The organism is Thalassotalea mangrovi (assembly GCF_005116735.1).
Lineage (GTDB): Bacteria > Pseudomonadota > Gammaproteobacteria > Enterobacterales > Alteromonadaceae > Thalassotalea_A > Thalassotalea_A mangrovi.
Map to the genome: position 1 here is coordinate 146,789 of NZ_SWDB01000010.1, position 24,230 is coordinate 171,018.

Here is a 24,230-nt window from a genome sequence, read left to right on the forward strand (position 1 = left end):
ATTCCTTACTATGCTGACGAAAAAGAGTATTTTCTCCATTTAACTTACAGCGTTACTTGCTTCTTCGTGAACGCTTAAAATTTTTTGTACAGCAGTCTCAACAGAGAAATATTGAGCTAACAGTCTATTACCATTATTCCCTTTCTGCTCTCGAGATAAAACCCCATCGTATAAATCGATGGCTGCTTTCAGGAGTTTTTCATCTTGTCCATTTTCATAAATATAACCAGCACCACTGCCTGTTATGATATCGATAACATCATTACCAGGGTTAACACTTCCCAAGATGGGGAGTGATGCGTGCATATAGCCTAGAAGTTTACCCGGAAAATTATGACTCTTGTGAGTAGCTGACAATGAGAACATACCGACATCAACTTCTTGCAATATTGCCTTGTATTCTTCTTGGGTTACCGAAGGCAGTAAACTAGTGTTTGTTAACTGCCAGTCGTTAATTTTCACACGAACCAGCTCAACTTCATCCCCTTGTCCAAGAAATATAAAGTGAGCATCACTATATGGTTTCATAGCCTTAGCAAGTCGCAGTAAATTACTCATATCTTGTGCGCGGCCAATATTGCCACCATAGAAATAGATAACTTTATCCTGCAAGCCTAGCTTTTCTCTTAAACCTGAAGCACTTGGACTGTTACCTTTTAAATCAATCCAATTGAATAAAACTTCGGTATTTAGAGAGTTATTGGTTTTAAAGTCAAAAAACTCTTTATTTTTTGGAGACATTAAACCAATCTTATCCGCAGCCGAGTAATTTATCCTTTCAAAATATCTAAAATACCTTTCTATTAAAGAGCCTTCTTTAATTAGCCCTTCATCAATGACCCATTGAGGAAAGATATCCCTTAAGATCAAATAACTACGAGCATTACAATATCTTTTTAATTTATTGACTAAAGCCCCAAAAAAGATTGAAGGTGAATAGTAGATAATCAGGTCGAAGTGGAAATTTTGTATGGATGGTTTTATTGCCTTCCAAGCCCTTATCGACAATAAAGACTCCCTGATTGCTCTCTTTACTTTACCTTCACCTTTTAACTTTCCAGATTTAAACTTCCAATATTCAATATTTTCAAAATCTACTTTATCAAGAGAGCTTTTTTGTGGTTTTGTACCAGGCGCAATAATTACCGGGGAATGACCATTTGCTTTTAGCTCAACGGCCAACTCGTGTAGCATTTTTGCGTGAACCAATGTACTTTTCGGTAAGCTGTCATCAGTAATAATAGCTATATTCACTTTTTATTATTCCAAACTTTTATATGACTTCAAATTACTTTGATTAGCAACTGACTAACAGAGATTTGAATAATTTTTCACGTCAATATCTAACCAAAAACCTCAAAAACACTGCATTACTTTTTATCATACAGTGCAAGATATACTGTGGGACAAGCACAACCAAGTTGTGCTCTAATTGTACATGTAGAAGGGACGCTGCCGCTTGTTATAGCGGCATTTTTACAATAGTTAAAGTATTTGAGCAATCTTATTAATTTGCTTTTTTCCAAAGAAATTTATTTACGTAATCGGTGTAACTAGTAATGATTCTTAAAATTTTATCGGAAACATTTGGTGCAAGATAGTCATCCACAACATTAATCAGTCGGTCCTTACCTCTAGGCTGCACTTCGAGAATGTCAAGTGCTTGTAAAATTCTTTCAATTTCCATACCTGTGAACATTACGGCTGCTTCTTCGAACCCTTCAGGTCTTTCATGTGCCTCGCGAATATTGATAGCCGGAAAATTTAATATTGAGGACTCTTCGGTAATAGTACCGCTGTCGCTTAAAACAGCTTTTGCCTCCTGTTGAAGTCGAACATAATCAGAGAAACCTAATGGTTTTAGTAACCTTACTAACTCATGAAATTTCAAATTTAAAGAATCAATCTTTTTCTGAGTTCTTGGATGTGTTGATACAATAATCGGCAATTGATATTTTTCAGCCAATGTATTCAAAACATTCACATATTTTTCAAGGTTTGTAGGTGAGTCTACATTTTCCTCGCGATGAACGCTTACCACAAAAAATTCCCGAGACTTTAACGACAACTGCTGAAGCACATTAGAGTCATTAATTTTTTCCTCATAATAATTCAGTACCTCGTCCATCGGGCTACCAGTCTTTATTACATATTCAGGGCGAAGACCCTCTCGCAATAAATAGTCTCTTGCTATTGAACTGTAAGGCAAATTAACATCAGAAATATGATCAACTATTTTTCTATTAATTTCTTCAGGAACCCGCATATCAAAACAACGGTTACCGGCTTCCATATGAAAGATAGGGATTTTACGACGTTTCGCTGAGATAGCAGATAACGCGCTATTAGTATCGCCCAAGATTAACAAAGCTTCGGGCTGCTCTAGTTCAAATAACTTGTCAGATTTTTCAATAACCTGAGCGATAGTTTCTGCTGCATTTTTACCTGCACACTCCAAGAATACATCCGGAGCTCTAATTCCCATATCTTCAAAAAATATCTGGTTTAACTCATAATCATAATTCTGGCCTGTATGGACAAGAATGTGCTCACAATGGTTGTCAAGCTTTTCAATGATACGTGATAGCCTAATAATTTCAGGACGAGTGCCTACGATCGTTATAACTTTTAATTTATTCATGTTTATGACTTATGATATTTCAAAAAATCTTGATGCATTTCTTTTAGTAAGTGATCCCAAGAAGGGGCTTTAAAACCAGTTGCGTCTTGAAATCGCTTTGAACTTAGAGAACGATCTATGACAAGTTCATCACTCTCCTCAATTTCAATTTCTTTCTCGTACTCATCACTCACCTTCTGGAGCAGTGAATATTTATCAATAGGATCAACGCTAAGGTGATACAAACCCGAAAGTTCCGGGAGGTGAAACACACTCTCTGATAATATTTTTGCAATGTAGCAAGTAGGGAGACCCGAAAATATGGCTTTTGAAAACCCTTTGACTTTTCCTGATTGAGTTAAGAACCAATCTACTAAGCTCACGTTAGACGACAATTCATGACCAATAATTGAAGTGCGTAACGTTAAATGAGGTGCATAATCGACTTCACCAAGTAACTTCGAGCGGCCGTACACATCCTTTGCATCAGGAGTAGACTCTTCGGTGTATGCTCCTTTATTGCCACTAAACACACAATCCGTTGAAAAATGTATCAACTTGCTTCCTGCTTGATCACACATACTTGCAAGCTGGTGAGGAAATAAGGAATTAATCGAAATGGCGGCAACTGGTGACTTCGATTCTTTGTACTGTTTTATTAAACCTATGCAGTTTAAAACAAAATTTGGCTTTAATTGATTGATTACTGCTTTTAAATTTTCAATATTCGAAATATCAACGCCGTGAATTAACTTTTTTTCTCTGCCTCTAAAATAGCGTTCCTTACCATCGATGTTACGGACTGTGCCCCACACATCCAACGTATTATTTTCACTTAGATTTGAAAACAGAGAATAGCCAAGCATCCCTGTCGCGCCGATTATAAGTACTTTCATTAAACACCTTCTGGTACAACTAAGTTACCCTTGCTGATCTCTTTCATAAAATCGAGTTTAAGAAGCAAATCTTTCATTCCTGAGACATCAAGACGTTTTGTGTTGTGAGAGTTATAATCTTCAACATTTGACAGGTCTTTTTCACCTTCTTCGAAATATTTGGCGTAATTTAGATCCCGATTATCGGCAGGTATTCTGTAATACTGCCCCTGGTCATCAGCTATAAACATCTCTTCTCGACTACATAGAGCCTCATACAGCTTTTCACCATGGCGAGTACCGATCACATTAACTGGGTGATCTGTTTTTTTCATTAAACCTAAGATCGCTTCGGTGAGCACTTCAATTGTGGCGGCGGGAGCTTTTTGGACAAAAATATCACCATTAGTACCATGTTTAAAAGCGTGTAAAACCAAATCGACAGCATCATCTAACGTCATCATGAAGCGGGTCATTTTAGGGTCAGTAAGAGTAATAGACTGACCGTCTATCACTTGTCTTACAAATAATGGAATCACAGAACCTCTTGACGCCATCACATTACCGTAACGCGTCGTACATATTGTCATTCCTTTTGGAACATTCCGCGATTTGGCAACGATTACCTTTTCCATCATTGCTTTCGATGTACCCATCGCATTGATTGGGTATACAGCCTTATCGGTACTTAAGCAAACCACGTTAGATACGCCGTGAGCGATTGCTGCTTCAAGTACATTCTCAGTACCTATTACATTCGTTTTTACCGCTTCCAGTGGATAGAACTCACAAGATGGAACTTGCTTTAATGCTGCTGCATGAAATACGTAATCTACGCCACGCATCACATTTGAGATACTCTGATAGTCACGCACATCACCGATATAAAATTTCAACTTATCAGAATTGAAGTGCTTTCTCATATCATCTTGCTTTTTTTCATCTCTGGAAAGAATTCGAATCTCTGATACATCAGACTTTAAAAATCTACGCAAAACAGCATTACCAAACGAGCCAGTACCGCCCGTAATAAGAAGGGTTTTATTCTTAAACATAATTAGTCTCTTCAGAAATTTTTAAACTTTACGTGATAGAAAATTGATAGTATTTTCAGTGGTTTTTTGCCAATCAAAGTGCAGAGCTCTAGCCTTAGCTCGCTTGCCATACAAATCTAGATTACCCTCTTGATTTAACAGGTTAATAGCTTTGGTTAAAGAGCCCTTCGTATACGGATTAAAATAGAGTACAGCATCTTGTCCAAACTCAGGCATGGGCATTATATCGGAACAAATAACGGGTTTTCCCGCTGCCAACTTTTCTAATAATATATTTGGGCAGCATTCACAGGAAGAACCAAATACTAAGGCTTTAGCATTATGATACAGAGCTGGTAATTCTTCATACCGTTTAGCACCAATATAGTGGATATGATCGCAACCACTTTCTCGAATGAGTTGGTTAACTTCCTCACCATATTCATTGTATTTAGGTCCTACTAATACCAAAGGAGAATCAAATCCACTCTTTGACATCCTTATCCACTCTTCTACCACCTCTTTTTGAGCTTTGTACACATCTAAAATTGAAACATATAAATAGTACTCATTTGGGAACAGAGGTGGTTCAACTCTGTATTGCGGAGTTGTCAAAAAATTTTGGTTAAGGCCGTGATAGATGATTGTGGACTTAACATCAATGTTTGGTAAGTGTTTTTTAACTATGTTTCTTGAATGTTCAGAAATAAACACCACCCCATCGGAAAGGCGGTATGATATTAAAAATACGTGTTTTAGTAGCCACAACTTAAATCTGATATATGAAAATAGTGGAAATCGTCTACGCTCAGCGTCATCGAAAGGAAGCATATTACGTAATGCAGTGTAGCTTTTACAACCTTTTGGCGTTATCGTCATCATAATACCACCAGGAGCGTAGTAGGCTTTAATACTATTTTTTCTTAGCCAAAACGGTAATATAAAAATTTCCCAGAAAGTGCGATAAATCACGTTGATTGACGCAAGCTTAGGCTCAATAATTTTTATGTTTTGTTTAACGTAGGGCTCAAATTGTTTCCTATTTTGAGCATTGACAATTAAGTAAATTACACCGTTGTTGGAAGGTATTTCGTTAAGGATATTTTTAATGTACGTCTGACCGCCACCTCGTAATGCGCTCAGAGCATTAAAAGCTATATTCATTTAATGTCCGATATTATGTATCTTGTTTTACCATTATCGTGTTTAATGTTATCAACAAAGCAAAGGCTAATTGAAATTTCATTAGCTACTAGCTCCTCCAACTCCTTAATTTTTTTATCACAATTAGCTCGTGCATTTGGAGCGTCGCCAAGTACACACTTTAAAGTTATTGAATAGTCTTCGCGCTGGTGGATTTGAAACTCATGAACAGTGTCAGGCTCATTATCAAAAATGGTTGTCAAGAAATCTCCAGCAATGATATTCCCATTCGGCAGTTTAATAACATCGGTAACCCTTCCCTTCACTTTATCAATCAACGGAAAAGGTAACCCGCATGAACACTCTCTTTCTAGATATCGTCCCCGATCACCATTTTGGTATCTAATTAAAGGAAATGCGTAATTACCGAGGTCTGTGATTGTTACCACTCCAAACTGCCCTTTCTTTACACTTTTTTTATCATGATCGACCATTTCAATATATCGTTCATCAGAAAAAACGTGTAGGCCATTTCTCTCTAAACACTCCGCTGCCAACCAATAAACCTCACTGCAACCGTATTGATCATACACAGGGGCTTTGAACACTTCGTCCATTAGACGTCGTTGTGTTTCAGACAGTGGTGCAGATGTCACCCAAACTGCGCTAAAAAAGTCAAATGTAATACCTTTAAATCTACAATATTTAGCAAATTCATATACACCTCCGACATACCCTTGTAACACTTTAGGCCTTTGCGTTTGAATCTTGTTTAGAAAAACATCCATAGTTGTGCTGGTCATCATTGAAGCATCTAAAAAGATCCGTTTTGTTGGATACCAAAGTAACGCATTAAGTGTTGCTCTCCATCCAGTTTTTACCTTTCGGTAAATAAATGCAATGTTATCTGAAGGTTCGCACCCCCACCAATTCAGTACTCGCCAACCCAATACATCTGAAAAATAAAGCTTATCGTGGTACAACTTTAATGGTTCCCCTGTGCTACCTCCAGTGGAAACTACTCTTAAACGATTCTTTGAGATATTTACAGGCATTAATTGTTTGATATTAGCCTTGATATCCTGTTTTGTTAGAACAGGAAGATTCTCCCAATCATCAAAATTTTTGATATCCTCTACATCAATGTCCTTAAAAACCGCACTATAGTATGGAATATTAGCTTTCGCATAAGCGAACAGTTTCTTTAACTGCACTAAAGTTATATTTCTGAGGTCTTCTGAATCTAATTTAGAATTCTTTAGTAGTTCGTCGTAATGCTCTAGGGCCCTACCACGTATTAACTTATTCTTAAATTGGAATATTTTTTGTTTTACACTTCTAGTCATTTTTTTATTCTGGTTGAGGAAGCTTAACATCGTTTTATTATGTCTCACTTTTAACGCTATCATAGCGATGAGAAGGCGCTATAAATATAAAGAATCGAAGGCATTTCCCTTGAATCTATCAGCTACTTTTACGATTTATATCCTTTATCACTTTCGCAGGATTACCCGCTACAATAACGTTATTACCAACATTCTTAGTCACGATGCTTCCTGCTGCAATGACCGAACCGCTGCCAATTACTACTCCAGGTAAAATTATCGCATTAGCTCCGATCCAAGTATTGTCGCCTATTGTTACGTTTGTCGTATTATGACCACCTTTTAATTGAATAAAATCTAGATTACCAGTCAGAATCATCGAACCGTATGAAACGACCACATTATTGCCTAATCTTATTACAGAATTACCACAAGACTGAATTATGGCTCTTGTATTGACTGTAACGTTATTTCCAAAAAAAACATTATGGGCATTGTAAATATCCACATCAGTATCTACAACGCAATTTTCTCCACAACCACCTAATACATGCTTCCAATAGAATGAATTAATTCTTCTTTTAGCGGCAACAAAAAGTTTCATGACAATCCTTTCTTATCAATTAAATAATTAAAGTTTGGTGACGCTATTTTGAGAGAGTCCACCCAATATTTTAAGCAAAGCACTCCCCCAAGTATTAGACCAATTATATTCTTGACGAACCGATGCTCTAGCATTCTTCGAAAGCTGCGCTCGCAAAGTTTTATCCGATGCTAATAACACCAGCTTTGCAACCAGATCATTACAATCAAACGGTTTAAATAGCAAAGCATCCTCCTTATCTTTGACTACCTCACGGTTACAACTGTAATCAGGTAAAACAACAGGTTTTTCCATCGCCATATATTCAAATATTTTAATGGGGCAAATGATATCAGTTGAGCCAGGAAGTACCGTTATATCCATATCTTGAATGAGTAGTGGAACCTCTTCTTTTGGCACTCCATCTAAAAAATAGACTGTTCGATTAATTATTTTATACTTTTCTGCTAGCTCTATGCATTCACGATAATACTTACCATTGCCAATTAACACATACTTGAGACGGTTTTGATTTTTTGTCTCATTTGCCGCCTCTATCAATAATTGAGGGTTGTGATAAAACGCATAGCTCCCCAAATATCCAATGATAATGTCGTCATTGTTTAACTGTAATTGATCACGGATCTTAGATTTCCTTTGATTAGATAACACAAACTCGCTGACATCAACCGCGTTATGTGCAACGACAATCTTATTTGGATCGATGCCTCGACTTGTCAATCGAGATTTCAAGACATGCGATTCGACCACAATATAGTCTGAGAGCTTTTCTTTTAGCCATTCAGTCATTAAAGCTAGCGGCTTGAATAAGGAAAATCTATAATTAACTAAATTGTCTTTCCATTCAAGAACGTACGGTATGTTACGCGCCTTAGAATAAAATAGACTACTAATATGAAGCCTAGAAGAACGCTCCCAAATTAACTGAGAATTAACTGCTCTAGTTCGTATATGAAAAAATAATTTAAAATCATGAATAATATCTTTGAGCTCAGAAACAGATATTACAACAGCGGATAACCACGCTTTGTTTCTATAACTCTTATCGAAGTGTGTTTGAGCACCATAATCTGCAGATTGAAAGCTTTTATTATTGAAGATATCTGCGCCACAGATAACATCTACATCAACTTTTTCTTTTCTCCAACAGTTGATTACTTCTGATATTTTGCGCCCTAGAGAGTGACCGTGGAAACTCCTCCCGCTGACTATGTACAATATTTTATTCATCTGATTTTAATAACTTTTCAACTAATTCGAGCATATTGCTCTTATATTTGGATGCGCCATAATGTTCAAGAACAAAACTTCTGCCATATTCTCCAAAGTTTTGTCTCATCGTGCTAGAGCGTAGTAATTTAATTGTTGCATCCGCAAGTTCATTAACAGCATGAGGTGGAACTAAATAACCCGATTGCCCATGCTGTAACCATTCAGGGATCCCACCAACATTTGTTGCAACACAAGGGGTTTTACATGCGAGCGCTTCCACTCCAACCAAACCAAATTGTTCTTGCCAAATGCTCGGCATAAGAAAAACATTGGCCTCAATATATAATTCTTTTACGGTATGACGATCAACGAATCCTAAAAATTCAACATTATCTTGAAGGTCATACTCTATTACGAAATTTTTACACCAATCAAGAAGGATACCTTTTCCCGCAACTTTCAATAGAAAGTTAGGAAACACTTTTTTTATCTCAAGAAGGCTTTTAAATAATACCTTGATACCTTTTACTTCTGATATAGCACCAACATATAGTAAAATTGGCCGTGAACTTAATGGTTTTATTACAGGTTTTTCGAATGCAGAATCTATCCCTAGTGGTTTATAGGTAAGGTTTTCAAGTCCTAAACGATGAGCAACACTATAAATATTTCTTGATGGACAATGAAAAATACTGGTGTTAGATTTTAAATTATTCCAGAGCTTATTGGTTAAGTATGTATACAAAGAAGCATTAACTAAGCTTGTGCAACCTCGTCGAAAACATTTGAGCCCTATGCCTTGTTCACAAGGAGCACCATTCATTAACCCCCCCCAAGAAGTCGCACAAAAAAAGTTAGGTCCATGTAATGTTGTAATTACCCTGTATTTACTGATACTTTCATAAACATCAATTGGATACTTAGATATCAGATGGCAATGAATTACATCTGGCTTAATAAACTCTAACTTTTTTCTAATAAACTCAGAAATATTATTGGATCCCAAAAACTTTCTTACTTTATTCACTATGCGAGACCTATGCTCAACGTAGCTTATTACTCGCTGGTGTTCGTTAGCTTCTTTATCGAAGGCTAATACATATACCTCATAACCAGCTTCCTCCAATGCTTGCTTCTCTAAATAAAGCGCAGCATCACCACCGCCACTAAAGCCGGAGTGGTCATTTATTAGTAAGATTTTTGCCATATCAGTTATTTTTCTTAAAAATGCTTAATGCTAAATAAGATTTTGTTATATATAGGCTACAGGACACTAACAATAATATTCGTAAGGTATTAAAATTACTCGTTGCAAAGCCTCTCCAAAATGTGTGCCCTGACCAACCGATAACCAAACTTCCTAGCGTATATGCGGTAACCGCAACCACAAACCAGTGATATTTAGATACTTTACCTACTTTAATAAAGTTAACGAATCGCCTCACTACAACAAAACAAAACATTATAAACAGACAAAATCCGATTATCCCAGACTGTTCTATGGTGAACACATAAATATTATGAAATCCATATCCAACCCTCGGACGTCCCTCGATAGGTGCAACATAAAATCCAGCTCCGATAAATGGAAGGTACTCCCCTTCATCATAACTACTTATGTCAAAATGAGAAAAGAATAGAACGCGATTTAAAATCGAGTTATGAGAATCATTTTCTTCAAATTGGTTTAATCTTTCTAAGGTGTAATTTTCTGAGGCTATAAAGCTCGTATTTATTACCACCACAGATGTAAAAATTGTAAAAAACAATAGTAGCCAGACAGTTGTCTTTTTGCGAATATAAAATGCAAAAACAAAAAAAACTGAAGCAATAAAAAGAAATATTGCTGTACGAGAACCAGTAAACAAAATAGGCCAAGAAAAAAACAAAAATACGACAAACCAAAAGATTTTATTGGATTTAACTACTATCATTTTGGAAAGACAAATAGCACTAATTAACGGTATGTAATTAGCTATGTGAAAGTATGAACCAGAAAAAGGCCCCCAAACTAACTCCTTGGGCTTTGACAAAATTAATCCTTCAGTCAAAACAATTTGTTCAATTCCTATAAAGTATTCGTAAAGACAATAAGTACCGACAAAAAAACCGCCTATAAAAAGTGCGTTAACAATTACTCTCAGAGGACGATATTTTTCAGGGATAGTCAAATATATAGCAAGCGCTAAAACGCCTTTAAAATATTCGAAACAATAATAAACCATGTATAGCTTCACTTGACTAGAAAAGTCAAAAAGCAATAATCCAAGAACAGCACAAACCCAAAAATTTGCAACAATAAGTAACCAATACTTGAATACCACCTCTGTAAACTTTAACCGATTATTAATTAGAATTAAAATACCTAACCCTAAGACCAAGTCAAAAAGTCTTGGGTTTAAACGATCAAGAGATGATAGAACTATAAGTGGCTTTTCAAAAGAGAAAGAAAATACTAATAGGTATATCCAAATTGTATGATAATTAATATTCCATTTTTTCATGAATATGTAGTAGGCAATTTTTTAAATAAATAACTATAAAATGAGAGCTCGTTTATATGCTCTTTTAAGCTGACGTGTAACAGACTGTAAGCCATAATTTTCAATCACGAACTGCCGTTGTTTTTCTCGACTAAAAGAAGGGAGCGTTTCAATATTTTTTACAAGATCGTCGATATTTTTTGCTTCGTATATTGAAGAAACCGTTTCACTTAATAGAGTTTCAGGTGCATTAATTTTAGGTGCTATAACATAACAACCACACGACATTGCTTCCAGCATTGATACGTTTGCAGTTTCAATTCTGCTCGATACTATAAAAAGATCGGAATTAGAGTAGATCGAAGCTAATTCACTTTGCATTTTATGTCCTAAGAGTTCGACATGGGGATTTCGCAATAATTCGTTAATTTCTTTATCCTTAAAGTCATAATTCCCAATAATTTTTAATTTATATTTAAGGCCCTTAGGTAGTCTTGAAATAGCTTTAAGTAATATGTCTGTTCCTTTGATACTCCCTACGGTGCCTGTTGAAACGATTTTTAACACCGAAGATTTATTTTCTGTAACTTTAGGCTTAAATAAAGAGGTGTCTATAGGGTTAGGAAGAACACCGTTAACTTCTATATTACATTTATTTTCTATAGAAGCCTTGAATCCAGGGCTAACGGCGTATAATCCCTTAATCGAACGACGCATTTGATGTGAGAAATAAGGGAGCCGCCAAAAAAAGCGGTTATCAGAAAAAAAACCTGAGTAGTGTTCAGTTACTATCACTGGCACACCATAATCACGCCCTATGCGTGCAGCGGAAAAACCTGCAGGGGCAGAAACATGAGCATGGATGATATCAGGCTTACCATTATGCGCCACAGCTTTTTCATATAGTAACTTCAAGGCTTTTGTATATTCGACCAATGACTTTCCATAGCCAATAATTGTTCTACGAAATATATTTTTGGCTTCTATGTTTACTTTGGCGTAATAATAATCATGTTCTTGACTGACGCTGACCTGCTCATTCTCACCATGACTCTGTTCAACATGTAAAACAGTTACGGTACCAATACGTCGACTTACTTCAATATGTGGCATTACCCATCGAGCCAAATGGGGTTTTTCAGGTGTAGGATGCCAAGCGGGAATTACAAATATATTCATATATTTAATCTATATTTACTATTGATATAACTAACCACTTTTTCATTCTGAGAATTTTTTAGCACGTTATCGATCAGCGCTACATCGAATTTACTCATTTTTCTTAAACCTTTACCTAAGCTATCCGCGCTAATTGGCTTTTTGACATTAGAGTGATGTAATAAAGAATCAACATCCCCAAGACTCTCTGTGGGAGGGTTCAGCATTTTAGGGCTATATTCAACTCCTAGGAAATCACATACTCTTTTAATCGTTAGTTCCGGAACTGTAACTAAATCAGAGTAGTTCACTTCGATATATCGCTTCTTTACCTTATTACTAAATTCAAGAGCAGCTTCTACTGATTTTAACCAACGTTCGGCCGCTGACTCAACATTTGTGAACAAACCTGCGCTCACAAAAGAATAAATAGAATCATATGGGCTTCGAATAATGTGTATATATTGGCTATTTGGGAATACTTTTGATATTGAATCTAGATGTAAAGTATTTAAAGGCGTTTTATCTCCCCAACGCGGGCTACTGATATCGTGCTGCAGAGCATAAAATTTATAAAATGAATCGATAATATAAGACAAGCTTCTTTTCGAAGAAGGAACCATGACTAACTCTTTCTTCAGTCTTCTCAAGGAATCAATATTAAATGTATGAAAGTCATCTTCATACTCGAAAAAAGACAAAACTAGATAACATAAATCATTCCATTCAAGATTAGGGTATTTCAAATACTGTCTTATACTGTGCCCCAAGACGTATGTTTCAGGTGGTATATATAGTTCTTGATTACTATTTAGAATGCGCCTAAGTAGAGTGTTACCAGATCTTCCTGAGCCTATAATAAAAAATGGATTATAGATTTCTGAGTTAACGACCGGGACGTTATAAAAAGAATCCATTAATTTAGTGTTTATTAATACTTTTTGAGCAGAGTGCTTTATAAAGCCCATATCAATTACCTCAGGAAAATTTAGGGAGGTATCCCATATAAAATCCAAACTTCTTTTTAATGAATATTAATGAAGAGACATTCCAAGCTGTATTTGCGATTAAGCTAGCTAAAGCAGCACCGATTAGGCCATATAATGGGATAAGTAAGTAATTTAATGCAATATTCAAAGCACCTGAAAATAACACTATTTTATTAAATGTTTTCTGATGACCAGTCATGTTCATGAAATATCCTACAGAGCCACATATAGAGTTTATAAATTGCCCTAGCGCCAGTAGCACCAACGGGTAGTAGCCAACATTAAACTCCGAGCCGAATCCATCTAAGATTTCATGGCCCAATAAAATTATGAATAGTAATATAGGCGAGGTTGAATAAAAAATTAACTTTGAGGACTTTCTAGCTATTTTTATTAAGTCTTTTTCTCTCCCTCCGTAATAGACTTCTGCAATTTTAGGGGCTAAAACAGAGTTAATAGAGGTCAATACAAAACTGCTTAAAAGTGCAACTTTCACTACTATTGCGTATACTCCAACGTCCTCGGGCCCCAAAAACGTACCTATCATTATCGTGTCAGTGTGCGACATTACAAGCCAAACCGAACCGCTTAAAAACATTGGAAATGAAAGCGAAAGAATACTTTTTGAATCATACTCTTTTACAATTTTTGGTTGATTCGTCTTTTTAGGAAACACTGTACTAACTAGAAACAAAGATACAGAAAAGCTAAACAAAAATGATAATAACATTGCATAGATAGGAGTATCAGGATTATTAGTCAGAAGTATTACAAGTATCAACAAAGACAAATTGATCGTTGGTTGAACCACTTGTAATAAAGCAAACATTTTGACCTTTTTTAATGCTCTGATCGCGATAGAATTTATGGCTGCTAAGTTGGCAAATACTATTATGCATGTCGCCCAACCTAACCAATAGGCCATTTCTGCTCCCCAGAGCTCATTAAAAATACCATAATGAATAGCAACCAAGCTTATTAAGCTCACGATACCCCCCAAGATCATAGTGAGCTTTACTATCTTTATATATATATATTTAGCTTCGTATAAAGAGTATTTTTGTATTTGTTCGGGTATTAACCTGAGCAAAGAAGTGTTCATTCCTGCAGTGCTAAATAAGCCCATCACAGCTAAAAACGAAGTTATAAGAGAGATAATTCCGACTACTTCAGCACCATAATTTCGAGCAATTAACAGATTTGATATTAAGCCTAAACTTACAGCAATTATTTTTGTAAAAAAAACAAAAACACTGCCTTTGAATATCTCCCCAAATAATTTATCAGAGATATTTAATTTCACTATACGGAGAATATTAATCACTATTTCAGAACACCAACATACCAGGGCATAGCCTTGTCAATTCCCTGCTGAATTTTATACTCAGGTTTATACCCTAGAAGATTCTTCGCTTTAGAAATATCTGCCTGAGAGTGCCTCACATCGCCGGCTCTGAAATCCTTATATGTGGGTGCTGTATCGCATGCTACGCCACATTCATTTAAGGCAACACGAATGGTTTGATATAACGTATTTAAAGTGGTTCTATCTCCCAACGCAACATTAAAGACCTGATTTTTTGAAGATTCTGGCCCTGTCGCTGCCAGTATGTTTATTTGCACAACGTTTTCAATAAAGCAAAAATCTCGGCTGGTCTCTCCGTCACCATTAATAAATACCTCCTCGCCTTCAATCATAGCAGCTGTCCATTTAGGTATCACCGCTGCATAAGCACCATTTGGATCTTGACGTTTACCAAATACGTTAAAATAACGCAGGCCTGTGGTTTTAAAATTGTATGTTCGAGCAAATACGTCGGCATATAACTCGTTAACATATTTCGTCACAGCATATGGCGACAATGGGTTACCAATGTTTTCTTCAACTTTAGGAAGTGCTGGATGGTCTCCATATGTAGAACTAGAAGCAGCATAGGTAAAACTGTCAACTTGCTCATCCTTAGCGGCAACTAGCATGTTTAAGAAGCCTGATATATTTACTTCATTTGAAGTAATTGGATCGTTTATTGAGCGCGGTACAGAACCTAATGCAGCTTGGTGAAGAACATAATTCACTCCTTTTACAGCTTTTCGGCATGTTTCAAGTTCACGAATATCGCCTTCAATAAATGAAAAACGATTCCATTGCTCTTCTGTAACTTCACTTTTAACTTCGTCTAAATTGTATTGACGGCCAGTTGCAAAATTATCTAACCCAACCACAGTCTGATTCAGTAATAACAATTTCTCTAAAAGGTTAGAGCCAATAAAACCTGCAACTCCAGTTACTAGCCAAATTTTAGGGGTTTCTATTAAGTCTTTTTGAATTCGTTCGTAATTAGTCATTATCTGGATGCTAGAAACTAGAATTTAGAAACTAGAATGTCCTTTTCGTTTTTTTAATTTGGGGAAATAAAGTCTTATATGAGATTAGAGTCTTAAATCTACTGAATCTTTTTCTAAAACATATTTAAGGTCGTAGATTACGCAATCAGATTTACCAAAAGTTTCAATTTTTGAGGCACCCATGTTCCTAAATTCGTTGTGCGCAACCGCGAGAATAATCGCGTCATACTTGCCTTCTTCCGCTTGTTTTATAGTATTAAGACCATATTCAAGCTGTGCTTCTTGGGAAGAGCACCAAGGGTCCATTACGTCAACATTGATATTGTATTCATTCAACTCTGAAACGATGTCTACGACCTTAGTGTTACGTAAGTCGGGGCAATTCTCTTTGAAGGTCAATCCCATCACTAACACATTAGCGTCTTTGATCTGAATACCTTTTTTGACCATGGCTTTGGTTAATTGGGATACTACGTAAGTGCCCATTTGATCATTCAAACGGCGACCTGCAAGGATCATTTCTGGGTGATAGCCAATACTTTGAGCTTTGTGGGTAAGATAATAAGGGTCAACACCAATACAATGGCCACCAACCAAACCAGGGCGAAATGGCAGGAAATTCCATTTTGTGCCGGCGGCTTCTAATACCTCTAACGTGTCAATACCTAGCTTGTTAAAAATCAATGCAAGCTCATTAATTAATGCGATATTTACATCACGCTGGGTATTTTCAATAACTTTCGCCGCTTCTGCCACTTTAATGCTCGTCGCTTTGTGGGTACCTGCTTCGATTACACTTTTATATAACGCATCGATAAAATCAGCAACAGCTTCCGTTGAGCCAGACGTCACTTTTTTAATATTAGTCACTCGATGCTCTTTATCCCCTGGGTTTATCCGCTCAGGAGAGTAACCCGCGAAGAAATCTGTATTGAAGGTAAGACCCGACACTTTTTCCACAACCGGAATACAATCCTCTTCGGTCGCGCCAGGGTACACAGTTGATTCGTATACGATGATATCCCCATTTGAAATCACCTTGCCTAACATTTTGCTAGCTTTAATAAGCGGTGTTAAGTCAGGGTTTTTATGCTCATCAATTGGGGTAGGAACGGTAACAATGTAAAAATTACAATCGCGTAAATCATCGATGTCACATGAATAGCTGATAAATGTTGATGCTACTAGCTCCTCGGAACTGCATTCTAGCGTGCTGTCAACACCGCTCTGTAGCTCGTCAATGCGATGTTGATTGATGTCAAAACCAAGTGTTGGATACTTCTTGCCAAATTCCACCGCAAGAGGCAAACCGACATAACCTTGGCCGATCACAGCAATTCTCAAATTACTAAAATCCATTACCAAATACCCTTTGTATCAACTTTTAAACCGCTCACTTCGTTTAGCGCCTTAAATTCTTTGTGATCAACTAGTAATACCTTAATGTCAGCATGTGCAGCCTTTTTGATATCAACCAACTTAATATGATTTAAATGTTCTGGTAGGGATACCACATTTGGCTCAACTGCGATGAGGCTGCCCTGATGCATTTCTGTCAATTTTTTGGTAATCTCGAGTGCAGGACTTTCACGTAAATCATCGATGTCTGGCTTAAACGTTAAACCATAGCAGGCTATAGTCACGCTTTTCGCTGTTTTCTCTGGGTTGGCCATTAAAAACTCCGCGACAGCCAATTTCACTTTTTCGATTACCCACTCTGGTTTCGCGTCATTTACCTTACGAGCCGTTTTAATAATGCGCGCTAATTCTGGGGTCTTGCTAACAATAAACCATGGATCAACGGCAATACAGTGACCACCAACACCAGGACCAGGTTGTAAAATATTGATGCGAGGATGACGGTTAGCTAATGATATTAACTCCCACACGTCAATGTCTAATTCATCACAAATAATTGAAAGTTCGTTTGCAAAGGCAATTTGCACATCTCTACAACTATTTTCAGTTAACTTGGCCATCTCAGCTGTACGAGCATTAGTAACCACACACTCCCCTTCAACGAAAACCTTGTAAAGTTCAATAGCGTATTCTGAACATTTCAATGACATACCGCCAATCACACGATCGTTTTCTACCAATTCTCGCATCACATGTCCCGGTAATACTCGCTCAGGGCAATGAGCAATACGAATGTCAGAATCTTCGCCAGCTGTTTGTGGAAACGTTAGGTCAAATCGAGCTTCTGCTAACCATTTCGCCATTTGTTCAGTAGCACCGACAGGTGAGGTTGATTCAAGGATAACTAAGTCACCTTTTTTCAAAACTGGTGCAATAGACTTAGCTGCAGCTTCGATATAAGACAAATCCGGCTCATGATTTTCACTTTCGTTACTAGAGCCTTTCTTAAAAGGCGTAGGAACGGCAATTAAAAAGGCATCTGCGGGCTCTGGGATGGTAGTAGCCTTTAAATAGCCTTCTGTAACTGCGGCATGGACGATCATATCTAATTCAGGCTCGACGATATGAATTTCGCCTTTGTTAATCGTATCAACGGTGTTTGGGTTTACATCTACACCTGTAACTTTAACTTTTCTGGCCGCGAAAGCAGCGGCAGTCGGCAGGCCAATATAACCCAGGCCGATTACGGATACCGTATTGAATGATTTCATAGTAATAATGTTCTTTTTAATTGCTGAAGAATTTATTATTTGGCTTGATATTCGATGTGAACTAAGTAACTGATTATTTAGTCGAGTAATCCTAAACAAGGCGAGTAAATATACTATTGAATTCTCCTGATACAGATTCCACACCGGTGAAGGACAAGGCATCAACGATTCTCTGACACGCTTTACCGTCACCATACGGGTTGTGAGCAAAGCTCATTTCCTGATAAGCAAGGTCGTCCGTTAAAAGGCGCTTAATATTTTGATAGATGAGATCGGTGTTGGTCCCCACTAACTTAACCGTGCCAGCTTGAACAGCTTCTGGTCGTTCCGTTGTTTCTCGCATAACAAGGACAGGCTTACCAAGAGAAGGGGCTTCTTCCTGAATACCGCCAGAATCGGTAAGAATAATCGCCGATTTATCCATGATATATACGAACGGCAAATAGTCTAGCGGCTCGATCAGATAAACATTACTTAACCCCGTTAAGAGACGGTTGACCGGTTCTCGAACATTCGGATTTAAGTGAACAGGATATACAAATTGTACATTTGGAAACTCTTTTGCACTTTTCGCGATAGCCTGACAGATGCGTTCAAATCCCCCTCCAAAGCTTTCTCTCCGATGTCCAGTAATAAGTACGATACGTTTGTCTTCCTTTAAAAAAGGAAAACGCTCCAGAAAGTTTGCTTCTAAAAAGTGGTTATCTTTTAATTTCTCTTTTACCCAAAATAACGCGTCTATCACCGTATTACCCGTCACACTAATTGTTTGTTCTGATACGTTTTCTTTAAGTAAGTTTTGTTTGGATTTTTGAGTTGGAACGAAGTGAATGTTAGCTAGAGTTCCGGTAAGTTTTCGATTCCCTTCCTCTGGCCAAGGCGAGTAAATATTATTTGTACGAAGGCCTGCTTCAACATGGCCAACTTTGATTTGCTGGTAATAAGCGGCAATAGTTGTAGCAAACGTGGTAGCTGTGTCGCCATGAACTAATACATACTCAGGATTGAATTCTTCTAACACAGGTTGCAACCCTTTAAGTATTCGACAGGTTACATCCGTGAGATCTTGACCTGGTTTCATTAAATCAAGGTCATAATCTGGCGAAATTTCAAACAACTCTAATACTTGATCGAGCATTTCCCTATGTTGCGCGGTAACACAGACTTTAGCTTCAAAGCGCTTATCGTGTCCTAAGGCGTGCACCAAAGGCGCCATCTTGATAGCTTCTGGGCGGGTACCAAATACCGTTAAAATTCGTTTTTTTTCCATGATAACTTCTTATTATTTAAAGCGTATTGAACAAGCCAAAGGCTTATTTAAGGATTGCTCAGAAGCTTCAAAGTTAACTACTTTTTTATGTTTGTTAAATTTGAAATTCTTAGTCTTGGCAAGGAATAGTATTTTATTAACTTAGCTTTGGACTAATACCAATTAATCAGCAAGTTTTCCATATTGATACTGATAATACCCATAATCGGAATAGTATGAGCTGGCTGTTGCTTCCATGGCATTGAAGATCACGCCTTTGATCTCCACACCATTCAGTTCAAAGCGCTCTAATGCTGCTCCGATTTCTTTTAAGGTGCTGATATCGTAGCGGGTTAACATGAAGGAAGTTCCGGCATGTCGGCCAACGACTGCAGGATCGGTTACTGCCATAATTGGTGGCGTATCGATTAATACCAAGTCGTATTGTTTTGAGACCTCTTGAACAAAATCTTCGAAACGCTTGCTCATTAGTAATTCTGATGGGTTAGGAGGGACTTCACCACGGGTGACGATATCCAGATTTTCGATGCCGGTCGATTTGATCACTTTCTCTAGCTCAAGTTTATGTGACAAGTGATCAGACAAACCATTATCCCAGGCCATATCGAACATTTTTTGTAGGTAGCCTCGGCGCATGTCCGCGTCGACGATTAATACTTTTTTGCCACTTTGGGCGATTACCGTTGCTAGGTTGGCACTAACGAATGATTTCCCTACTTCAGGGCTAGCACCAGAGATCATCACGACATTGTTTTTCGCCTCTAACATGGCGAAGTGTAATGATGTGCGCAAGCTACGAATAGCTTCTACCGCTAGATCGGTTGGGTACTCTTTTGCCAGCAATAATTCGTGATCTTTACGACGATTGGTGGACGGATCGATTTTGCTTTCGTTTTTTTTGCCTCGGTATTTGCGAAGTTTGGCTTTTAATTTGGTAACCCGCTCACGCTTCTTATTAAAGGCGTCCTGCACTTCAGAAACAGGAATTGTCGCATACAAGGTTAATCCGATATCTTCGAAATCTTTAGGGTTTGTGATTCCGCGATTAAAAGCAGCGCGAAGTAAGACGATAGCTACTGCAAACATGCCACCAAGCATGGTTGCTAATACGACGATTAAGGATTTTTTCGGTTTTACCGCTAGTTTGCCAACTTGCGCCTGATCAACCACACGCACATTGCCGACGGTGCCCGCTTTGGCAACGTTTAACTGCTGAACGTTGTTTAAAAGCGCTAAGTAAATTTGCTGGTTAACTTCCACATCACGAGTTAAGCGCAGGATTTCCTGTTGCGTGGATGGCAGGTTTTTTACCATTTCAGACAACTGCTGCTTTTGCGTTAGCAAATCTTTTTTCTTGCTGATCAGCGCTGTGTATGTAGGATGTTCTTTGGTATAACGCTGGGCGATTTCCGTTTCTTTAAAGGATAACTCATGAACTCGGGTATCGAGTTCAACAATGCGCTCAAGAATAGACTTGGTTTCTAGGGATAAATCGACCGACTGGTTTTCTAATCGGAAGTTATTCAGCAATGCTTCCGCCGCCTCTAACTGGCTTTTAACCTGAGGTAATTCTTTTTCTAAAAACTCAATGGAGTTTTGCACTTCCGCCGACATGCGCTGAACGTTTTGAAGTACATAAGAATGAGTGATGGCATCAAGTTGTAATTCGGTAGCGGATTTATCGGTACCCTGTAAGGTTAAAAACAAGATTCCGGAGCTTTTGCCTTTTTCAGAAACCGAAAGGTTGGCCTGTAAAGACTTAATCGCATCACTGCGCGGTCTTTTTACCAGGTTGAACTGAGTTTGTTTTAACGCCAGCAAGTCAGTAATCAATAGTCGGATTTCACCTGCACGCAAAGTATCGGAGGTGGCTAACTGATTTAAACGGCCTTTTAGGATTACTTTTTCAGGGTTACCGGCCAGGGATAGCTGGTAAGCATCTTCGCCTAAGTAGGTAATGACAAAACCTTTTCCTTCAAATGCACGCGGTACAGAGAAGTTTGCCACATTGATCACTTCGCCCCCCCAGGCGTAGTGTTCAGAGGTTAAGCTTGCCAGCCAAGGCTGGTTAAAATCGTTATCTTCTAATTTGCTGTAACGGCGGGCAAAAAACTTACCAATTGCACCATTAGAGCCCATATAATTCGGGGTAACCACATTCGTCAGTTTTAAATCATCAACCACCTTACCCATCACCATACGAGATTTTAACAGCTCAATCTCGGTAACCGCTTCACTGTCACTGGCAAACATCTCACCCAGCTCATCAAGGCCCGGCAAACCAGCATTTTTCTGCTCAATTTGGATCAGCGCATCGGCTTTATAAACCGGCGTCGCCAGTAAAGCATAAGTGATACCGATTAGGGTAAACAGCGCAGTAACTGCGACGATAAATAGCTTTTTATCGAGCAGCAGGCCGAACAGGCGGGTTAAGTCGATTTCGTCAGAATCCGGAGTGGAAACGGACGGATTTTGGTTGTTTTTTGTCATGGTCAATTTCTTGTTTTTAGGGGGCGAAATTAAATTTAGTAGCTACGAGCACATTGGCATTCCTAGCACGTTTCACTCCTAGCACATTAACATTCCTAGCAGTTGCTCTTTGCTAGGCGCAATCTTTGATTGCATGCTAGGAATTAAATCTTCGATTTGATGTGCTAGGAGCTGAGCTTGCTCAGCGTGCTAGGCGCAACATTTTATGTTGCATGCTAACGCAATCTATGGGGTCAGAGCTAAAGATCTGACCCCGTGATTGCGGTTTAGGCACGCTTCCGCCCTTAGGTTTGGCTCCTAAAGGCAAAAAATTCGGTGATTAAAAATTTTGATTCGAAATTTTTAAGAACTTCGAATTTTTTGAGCTACTAGCATGGGATTGAAAATCCCGCCTAGCACACTGCGTTCCTAGCACATTAACATTCCTAGCGGTTGCTCTTTGCTAGGCGCAGTCTTCGACTGCATGCTAGGAACTAAATTTACAATTTAGTGTGCTAGGAGCTGATTTATCAGCATGCTAGAAGCTAAATCTCCGATTTAGCGTGCTCGTCGTAGTCAGCAATCAATCTTTTTTATCAAAATCCTGATTGCTGACGACGACCTCGTTCTGCTGGCCGAGCATGTTCAATAGAATGATTGAACGTTCGAGGCCATCAGACGCTTTATAGATCGCGGACAGGCCCTTAAATGGGCCACTGGTGACTATTAGCGCATCACCCCGGTTATAATCTTCCAGTTCAGCTAAGGTTGGCAGCTGCTCTGGGTTTCCGGTTATTTCCGTATCTTGTTTTAATTTTTCGATTAACTGCTCGTTTACCGTTGCCATCTCGGCGCCAAAACGAACGAAACTCGCCACACCTCGGGTGGAGCGAATGGCATTAAAATTTGCCAGCTCTGAGTCCAGTTTTACGAATAAATAATTGGGAAATAAAGGCTCAATAGTGACCGACTTTTTTCCCTGTCGTTTTTTTACTGCAGAAATTTTCGGATAGAAGACTTCTATCCCCTGACCAGCCAGGTTGTCGAACGCACGGCGCTCGTCCCTGGGCTTAGAGGTAATTAGATACCACTTCGCTGTCGAATTTACTGCGTTTGACATACTGCACTCAAAAAAAGATGTAAATTTACATCTTTTTATCATTAATCTTTGTTCTTATCGGTAGCTGAACCCCTTAACTGAAATTTAGCTACGTCTTATTCTGTCGGTAGCTAAAACCTTACCAGATATTTAGCTACGCAATTGTTACCACTTGTTAACGACCAGGAAACACCTGAACATTTTATGTTCGGTTTTATTGACAGGCCTTTGCCAAGTGGGATTTCGGCCTACAAGATTAACAGTTAGAGCAAAAAATCCAAAGGAAAAAAGGAGAAAAATTTTCACGCAAATCAACTCGCCAATCAATTGAAACAATGATTGGCTACTAACGTGTTGATTTGCTGAGCAACTAGCATGGGATTGAAAATCCCGCCTAGCACACTGCGTTCCTAGCACGCATACGCTCCTAGCGTTAAGAGCAAGATACGAGCACATTAATATTCCTAGCACGTTTCACTCCTAGCACGCGTACGCTCCTAGCGGCTAGGCGCAACCTACGGTTGCATGCTAGGAACGATTTTTAATCGTGTGCTAGGAATTCAATCTTCGATTGAATGTGCTAGAAGCTAAATCTTCGATTTAGCGTGCTATTTGCTCAGTGTTCTCATCATCGCTGCTATCATCCGCGCGATTTCCTCAGCTTCTTTAATTTTGGCTTTTGCAAATTCTCGATTTAGCAATCCTGACCGTTCACCGATCATCAATTGTGTTTTGAATTCGCCAAGTGACGCTTTGGCTATCGATAAGAATCGATGTTTTTCCTGTTCAGATTGACGTTCCATTCCTTCGGAAATATTGCTGGGTACAGATAACGCCGATCGCGTGATCTGGTTTCGAAAGCCATAGTCTTTGATTTGTTCGGCGTACTGATACATAGCCACAGAAAGTTCAAAGCTACGTTGCCAGATGGCGAGTTTTTGGTAGTACAAAGTAAGCCTCCTTAAGAGCAAGC

The 24,230-nt window shown here is 38.3% G+C and carries 20 protein-coding genes; all 20 read right to left on the reverse strand.

What is annotated here, in order from left to right; translation table 11 throughout:
- Positions 1-39: 39 nt before the first annotated feature.
- Positions 40-1,254: a glycosyltransferase family 4 protein gene (locus E8M12_RS05780; protein WP_136735144.1), complete on the reverse strand. Its 1,215-nt coding sequence runs from the start codon at positions 1,252-1,254 to the stop codon at positions 40-42.
- 253 nt (positions 1,255-1,507) lie between these two features.
- Positions 1,508-2,641: a non-hydrolyzing UDP-N-acetylglucosamine 2-epimerase gene (gene wecB / locus E8M12_RS05785; RefSeq protein ID WP_136735145.1), complete on the reverse strand. Its 1,134-nt coding sequence runs from the start codon at positions 2,639-2,641 to the stop codon at positions 1,508-1,510.
- Positions 2,642-2,643: 2 nt separating this feature from the next.
- Entirely contained in the window at positions 2,644-3,516 is an 873-nt protein-coding gene (locus E8M12_RS05790; protein WP_136735146.1) for a dTDP-4-dehydrorhamnose reductase family protein, read from the reverse strand.
- Positions 3,516-4,550 carry a polysaccharide biosynthesis protein gene (locus E8M12_RS05795; protein WP_136735147.1) on the reverse strand — a complete coding sequence of 345 codons (1,035 nt, stop codon included), beginning with the start codon at positions 4,548-4,550 and terminating at the stop codon, positions 3,516-3,518. The genes E8M12_RS05790 and E8M12_RS05795 overlap by 1 nt, the downstream gene beginning before the upstream one ends.
- A gap of 21 nt (positions 4,551-4,571) precedes the next feature.
- Positions 4,572-5,693, reverse strand: a complete 1,122-nt coding sequence (locus E8M12_RS05800; protein WP_136735148.1) for a glycosyltransferase family 4 protein — start codon at positions 5,691-5,693, stop codon at positions 4,572-4,574.
- Complete coding sequence (locus tag E8M12_RS05805) at positions 5,690-7,018, reverse strand: phenylacetate--CoA ligase family protein (RefSeq protein ID WP_136735149.1); 1,329 nt, start codon at positions 7,016-7,018, stop codon at positions 5,690-5,692. Before E8M12_RS05805 ends, E8M12_RS05800 begins: the two co-directional genes overlap by 4 nt.
- Positions 7,019-7,136: 118 nt before the next feature.
- Positions 7,137-7,601 carry an acyltransferase gene (locus E8M12_RS16535; RefSeq protein ID WP_136735150.1) on the reverse strand — a complete coding sequence of 155 codons (465 nt, stop codon included), beginning with the start codon at positions 7,599-7,601 and terminating at the stop codon, positions 7,137-7,139.
- Positions 7,602-7,628: 27 nt separating this feature from the next.
- Entirely contained in the window at positions 7,629-8,831 is a 1,203-nt protein-coding gene (locus tag E8M12_RS05815) for a glycosyltransferase family 4 protein (protein ID WP_136735151.1), read from the reverse strand.
- Complete coding sequence (locus tag E8M12_RS05820) at positions 8,824-10,020, reverse strand: glycosyltransferase family 4 protein (RefSeq protein ID WP_136735152.1); 1,197 nt, start codon at positions 10,018-10,020, stop codon at positions 8,824-8,826. The genes E8M12_RS05815 and E8M12_RS05820 overlap by 8 nt, the downstream gene beginning before the upstream one ends.
- A 1-nt stretch (position 10,021) precedes the next feature.
- On the reverse strand, positions 10,022-11,317 hold the full coding sequence (locus tag E8M12_RS05825) for an O-antigen ligase family protein (protein ID WP_136735153.1): 1,296 nt from the start codon (positions 11,315-11,317) through the stop codon (positions 10,022-10,024).
- A gap of 33 nt (positions 11,318-11,350) precedes the next feature.
- The gene (locus E8M12_RS05830; RefSeq protein ID WP_136735154.1) at positions 11,351-12,475 is read right to left on the reverse strand and encodes a glycosyltransferase family 4 protein; all 1,125 of its coding nucleotides are present in this window, start codon (positions 12,473-12,475) and stop codon (positions 11,351-11,353) included.
- Positions 12,472-13,422: a sulfotransferase family protein gene (locus E8M12_RS05835; protein ID WP_136735155.1), complete on the reverse strand. Its 951-nt coding sequence runs from the start codon at positions 13,420-13,422 to the stop codon at positions 12,472-12,474. The genes E8M12_RS05830 and E8M12_RS05835 overlap by 4 nt, the downstream gene beginning before the upstream one ends.
- 10 nt (positions 13,423-13,432) lie before the next feature.
- The gene (locus tag E8M12_RS05840) at positions 13,433-14,767 is read right to left on the reverse strand and encodes a flippase (protein ID WP_169303050.1); all 1,335 of its coding nucleotides are present in this window, start codon (positions 14,765-14,767) and stop codon (positions 13,433-13,435) included.
- On the reverse strand, positions 14,767-15,789 hold the full coding sequence (locus tag E8M12_RS05845; protein ID WP_136735157.1) for an NAD-dependent epimerase/dehydratase family protein: 1,023 nt from the start codon (positions 15,787-15,789) through the stop codon (positions 14,767-14,769). Before E8M12_RS05845 ends, E8M12_RS05840 begins: the two co-directional genes overlap by 1 nt.
- Before the next feature lie 84 nt (positions 15,790-15,873).
- Positions 15,874-17,148, reverse strand: coding sequence for a Vi polysaccharide biosynthesis UDP-N-acetylglucosamine C-6 dehydrogenase TviB (tviB, locus tag E8M12_RS05850; RefSeq protein ID WP_136735158.1), 1,275 nt, complete (start codon positions 17,146-17,148; stop codon positions 15,874-15,876).
- Positions 17,148-18,419 (reverse strand): UDP-N-acetyl-D-mannosamine dehydrogenase, encoded by a 1,272-nt coding sequence (gene wecC / locus E8M12_RS05855; protein ID WP_136735159.1) that lies wholly within the window; start codon positions 18,417-18,419, stop codon positions 17,148-17,150. Before wecC ends, tviB begins: the two co-directional genes overlap by 1 nt.
- A 91-nt stretch (positions 18,420-18,510) precedes the next feature.
- Positions 18,511-19,689 (reverse strand): non-hydrolyzing UDP-N-acetylglucosamine 2-epimerase, encoded by a 1,179-nt coding sequence (gene wecB, locus E8M12_RS05860; RefSeq protein WP_136735160.1) that lies wholly within the window; start codon positions 19,687-19,689, stop codon positions 18,511-18,513.
- 162 nt (positions 19,690-19,851) lie between these two features.
- On the reverse strand, positions 19,852-22,179 hold the full coding sequence (locus E8M12_RS05865) for a polysaccharide biosynthesis tyrosine autokinase (RefSeq protein WP_136735161.1): 2,328 nt from the start codon (positions 22,177-22,179) through the stop codon (positions 19,852-19,854).
- A 562-nt stretch (positions 22,180-22,741) separates the two neighbouring features.
- Positions 22,742-23,278: a transcription/translation regulatory transformer protein RfaH gene (rfaH, locus tag E8M12_RS05870; protein WP_136735162.1), complete on the reverse strand. Its 537-nt coding sequence runs from the start codon at positions 23,276-23,278 to the stop codon at positions 22,742-22,744.
- Between the two features lie 587 nt (positions 23,279-23,865).
- Positions 23,866-24,207, reverse strand: coding sequence for a four helix bundle protein (locus E8M12_RS05875; protein ID WP_136735163.1), 342 nt, complete (start codon positions 24,205-24,207; stop codon positions 23,866-23,868).
- Between the last annotated feature and the right edge of the window lie 23 nt (positions 24,208-24,230).

Coding starts and splice junctions, on each gene's coding strand:
- wecB (WP_136735145.1), bottom strand. CDS start 2,641: ATGAATAAATTAAAAGTTATAACGATCGTAGGCACTCGTCCTGAAATT.
- E8M12_RS05790 (WP_136735146.1), bottom strand. CDS start 3,516: ATGAAAGTACTTATAATCGGCGCGACAGGGATGCTTGGCTATTCTCTG.
- E8M12_RS05795 (WP_136735147.1), bottom strand. CDS start 4,550: ATGTTTAAGAATAAAACCCTTCTTATTACGGGCGGTACTGGCTCGTTT.
- E8M12_RS05800 (WP_136735148.1), bottom strand. CDS start 5,693: ATGAATATAGCTTTTAATGCTCTGAGCGCATTACGAGGTGGCGGTCAG.
- E8M12_RS05805 (WP_136735149.1), bottom strand. CDS start 7,018: ATGACTAGAAGTGTAAAACAAAAAATATTCCAATTTAAGAATAAGTTA.
- E8M12_RS16535 (WP_136735150.1), bottom strand. CDS start 7,601: ATGAAACTTTTTGTTGCCGCTAAAAGAAGAATTAATTCATTCTATTGG.
- E8M12_RS05815 (WP_136735151.1), bottom strand. CDS start 8,831: ATGAATAAAATATTGTACATAGTCAGCGGGAGGAGTTTCCACGGTCAC.
- E8M12_RS05820 (WP_136735152.1), bottom strand. CDS start 10,020: ATGGCAAAAATCTTACTAATAAATGACCACTCCGGCTTTAGTGGCGGT.
- E8M12_RS05825 (WP_136735153.1), bottom strand. CDS start 11,317: ATGAAAAAATGGAATATTAATTATCATACAATTTGGATATACCTATTA.
- E8M12_RS05830 (WP_136735154.1), bottom strand. CDS start 12,475: ATGAATATATTTGTAATTCCCGCTTGGCATCCTACACCTGAAAAACCC.
- E8M12_RS05835 (WP_136735155.1), bottom strand. CDS start 13,422: ATGGGCTTTATAAAGCACTCTGCTCAAAAAGTATTAATAAACACTAAA.
- E8M12_RS05845 (WP_136735157.1), bottom strand. CDS start 15,789: ATGACTAATTACGAACGAATTCAAAAAGACTTAATAGAAACCCCTAAA.
- tviB (WP_136735158.1), bottom strand. CDS start 17,148: ATGGATTTTAGTAATTTGAGAATTGCTGTGATCGGCCAAGGTTATGTC.
- wecC (WP_136735159.1), bottom strand. CDS start 18,419: ATGAAATCATTCAATACGGTATCCGTAATCGGCCTGGGTTATATTGGC.
- wecB (WP_136735160.1), bottom strand. CDS start 19,689: ATGGAAAAAAAACGAATTTTAACGGTATTTGGTACCCGCCCAGAAGCT.
- E8M12_RS05865 (WP_136735161.1), bottom strand. CDS start 22,179: ATGACAAAAAACAACCAAAATCCGTCCGTTTCCACTCCGGATTCTGAC.
- rfaH (WP_136735162.1), bottom strand. CDS start 23,278: ATGTCAAACGCAGTAAATTCGACAGCGAAGTGGTATCTAATTACCTCT.